Origin of the sequence: Actinomadura sediminis, from assembly GCF_042675525.1 — a bacterium.
Taxonomy (GTDB): domain Bacteria; phylum Actinomycetota; class Actinomycetes; order Streptosporangiales; family Streptosporangiaceae; genus Spirillospora; species Spirillospora sediminis.
The window spans coordinates 1-3,243 of sequence record NZ_JBHTJA010000223.1; the positions used below are offsets into that span (position 1 = coordinate 1).

Consider the following 3,243-nt stretch of genomic DNA (forward strand, 5'->3'; position numbering starts at 1 on the left):
CCGGGCGCGGCCCGCGGGCGGCGAGCGGGGCGAGGGGCTCGTGCACGCGGGCCCGGGGGAGCCGCCGCCCGGCGCGGTGCTGGTGGTCCGGACGCTGGCGCCGTCGCTGGCCCCGCGGCTGCCGGCGCTCGCGTGGCTCGTCGCGGAGACCGGGAGCCCGCTGTCGCACCTGGCGATCCTCGCGCGGGAGATGGGGGTGCCCACGGTCGTCGGGCTGCGCGGCGCGGTCGACCGGTTCCCGGACGGGACGCGGCTGCTGGTGGACGGCGACACCGGACGCGTCGAGACGCCGGACCGCGCGGGCGAGGAGTCGGTCGCATGACGGCGCGGCGGCTCGGCTACCTGGTGCTGGGCGTCACGATCTTCTGGACGGCCGCGTACGTGGTCGTGTACCTGGCGCGGTGGGAGTGGCAGCGGGCCCTGATGTCCGGGGTGCTGCTGCTGATCGCGCTGGTGGTGGGGGTCGCGGCGGCGGGCGCGCGGCGGCTCGCCCGGATCGAGCGGAGCCTCGCGGAGCTGCGGGCCGAACCGGCGCCCGTCCCGCGGGGCCGGTACGCGGAGGGCGGGACGGACGCGCCGCGGTTCCGGTGGCTCGAGGACGACGACCGGTACCGGGTGTTCATCCCGGTCCTGCTGGGCGCGGGCATCATCGTGTCGGGGCTCGCCGCGCTGGTCGAGCGGGTGTCGGGGGCGTTCGGCCGCGACGCGGGGCTCCCGGCGGCGTTGGCGCCGCCGGGCGGGGGCGTGCTCGCGGGCGCGCCGGAGCCCGGACGGGACGGGCGGGGCCGCCCGCTCGCCCTCGGCCTCGCCGGGGCCCTCGTCGCGGGGGTCGCCGTCTACCAGCTCGCGGAACTGACGCAGGACCGGCCGGACGAGCCGGTCGCGGCGGCCGCGAGCACCCTCGTCATCGAGGCGGACACGCGGGGCGAGACGGGGGCGGCGTCCGTGGACCCGCTGGTCGACCGGTTGTGGGAGTACTGCCGGGGTTCGACGCGCCCGTACGTGCGGGGCGGCGGGGCGGTCCCGCTGGGGGAGCGCCGGTACGCGATCGTGGTGCGTCCCGCGTTGGGGGAGCACGCGCTGCGGCGGATGCTCGGATGCCTGCAGGACGGGCTGATCGACCGGGCGAAGTTCCGCGTCGTGTCGGTGCAGCCGGGGTGAGCGGGAAAATCGGCACCGCCCCGGGAATGCGCGAGCGGCCGCACGTGCTGTAATGTCGAGGCAGCGTCCAAAGTTCGCCGCAGGCAGGCGGCGAAGGCGTTTTCTTCCCCGCCCGGGCCATCTGAGCGCCCGGTGAACGACCGTCCGGTCGCCACTGGCCCGGACCGCCGCACCTAGGGAGCCGACGTCAGCCCGGTGAACCGAGCTGCTTTTCACATCTTCTCTCGCGTACGCGCCGCGGAAGCCGCCGCCGTACGCGGGGTATCGACCCCCGGCACGCGGTTCATTCGTCCGCGTTCGCCGGAGAAGGGACCCGAATGTCCACTTCCATGCTGAGCCCCGGCCGCACCTCCGGCACGAACAGCCGGGGGCACACCGTGCCCGCGCAGGCCGCCCGCAAGGGCGGGCAGCGGCGCCCGGCCGGGGACGAACCGCTCGTCCCGTTCAGCGGCATCCTCGCCGTCCAGGACAAGCACGCGTTCGTGCGCACCTCCGGCTACCTCTCGGGGCCCGAGGACGTGCACGTCTCCCTCGCCCAGGTCAAGGCGCACCACCTGCGGCCCGGCGACATCGTCGCGGGCACGGCCCGGCCGCCGAAGACGGGCCGCGACAAGTTCCGCGCGATGGCGGGCCTGGAGACCGTCAACGGGCGCCCGCCGGCCGAGGCCGCGGGACGTCCCGACTTCGGCAAGCTGACCCCGCTGTTCCCGGACGAGCGGCTCCGGCTCGACACCGGCCCGCTCGCCACCCGCGTGATCGACCTGGTCGCGCCGATCGGCAAGGGCCAGCGTGGGCTGATCGTGTCGCCGCCGAAGGTCGGCAAGACGATGATGCTGCAGGCCCTCGCGAACTCGATCGCGCGCGGCAACCCCGAGGCGCACCTGATGGTGGTGCTGATCGACGAACGTCCCGAGGAGGTCACCGACCTGCAGCGGACGGTCGAGGGCGAGGTGCTGCACTCCACGTTCGACCGGCCCGCACAGGACCACACGGCGCTCGCCGAACTGGCCGTCGAGCGCGCCAAGCGGCTCGTCGAGCAGGGCCACGACGTCGTCATGCTGCTCGACTCGATCACCCGGCTGGGCCGCGCCTACAACCTCGCGGCGCCGTCCAGCAGCCGCATCCTGGCGGGCGGTGTCGCGACCACCGCGATCTACCCGCCGAAGAAGTTCTTCGGGGCCGCCCGCAACATCGAGGAAGGCGGGTCCCTCACGATCCTCGCGACCGCGCTCGTCGAGACGGGGTCGCGCATGGACGACGTCCTGTTCGAGGAGTACAAGGGCACCGGCAACATGGAGCTGAAGCTCGACCGGGGCCTCGCCGACCGCCGCGTCTTCCCGGCCGTCGACGTGGAGGCGTCCGGCACCCGCCGCGACGAGCTGCTCATGTCCCCCCAGGAGCTCGAACTGACGTGGCGGCTGCGCCGCGCCCTGTCCGGCCTCGACCGGCAGCAGGCCGTCGAGCACCTCCTGGAGAAGATGAAGGGCACGTCGTCGAACGCCGAGTTCCTCCTCCGCCTCCAGCAGACGCTCTAAGCCTCCGCCGTGCCGCCGTCCGGGCGGAACGAGGCGAGGATCCGGTCGTAGAGGCGGCGATCCGGCCGCCACCGCGCCTCGGGCGCGGCGAAGCACAGCTCGTACCCGGACGTGCGGGTGCACAGCGCGCGCCGTCCGCCGTCGGCGTCCCGCCAGGTGAACTCCCATTCGGCGGCGTCGCGGGGTCCCGGCCCGGGCCCCAGCCGCACCCGGTCGTATCCCGGATGCCGGCCGTCCGCGAGCACCGCCCGCTCGGCGGTCCGCAGTCCCGCGAGGGGATCCCCGGGCGCCGGGGCGATGCGCAGCCCGCGCCCGGCCGCGCCGTCCAGCCACCGCATCACCGCGCCGCGCCGTTCCACCCGCCATGTCGCCGGGACCCGCACCGCGTACGCGTCCACCTCCCGGTAGGGCGCCAGCTCGACGGGCGGGTCCGCCGCCGGGACCGCCGCGACGCCCTTGCCGGCCGACGTCCACCGCGCCGTCCACGTGCCGAGCCCCGCCGCGACGACGGCGAGCGCCGCGACGCTCGCGACCGCGCCCGGCCGGG

Annotated in this window: 3 protein-coding genes and 1 pseudogene; 3 read left to right on the top strand and 1 reads right to left on the bottom strand. The window is 75.7% G+C overall.

Going from position 1 to position 3,243, the window contains the following annotated elements:
• The 3 genes and pseudogenes from ACFQ11_RS37410 to rho form a co-directional block, all read left to right on the top strand.
• Positions 1-322: PEP-utilizing enzyme (locus ACFQ11_RS37410; RefSeq protein WP_378307658.1), on the top strand; the 322-nt coding region annotated here is incomplete at its 5' end.
• Positions 319-1,161 (top strand): hypothetical protein, encoded by an 843-nt coding sequence (locus ACFQ11_RS37415; protein ID WP_378307660.1) that lies wholly within the window; start codon positions 319-321, stop codon positions 1,159-1,161. The genes ACFQ11_RS37410 and ACFQ11_RS37415, both read left to right, overlap by 4 nt.
• A gap of 440 nt (positions 1,162-1,601) precedes the next feature.
• Positions 1,602-2,696 (top strand): annotated as a pseudogene (gene rho, locus ACFQ11_RS37420) (transcription termination factor Rho); the annotation flags it as partial.
• Here the strand turns inward: rho and ACFQ11_RS37425 are convergent.
• A partial coding sequence (locus ACFQ11_RS37425; RefSeq protein WP_378307662.1) for a hypothetical protein occupies positions 2,693-3,243 on the bottom strand: 551 nt, incomplete at its 5' end. The pseudogene rho and the gene ACFQ11_RS37425 overlap by 4 nt on opposite strands.

Coding starts and splice junctions, on each gene's coding strand:
- ACFQ11_RS37415 (WP_378307660.1), top strand. CDS start 319: ATGACGGCGCGGCGGCTCGGCTACCTGGTGCTGGGCGTCACGATCTTC.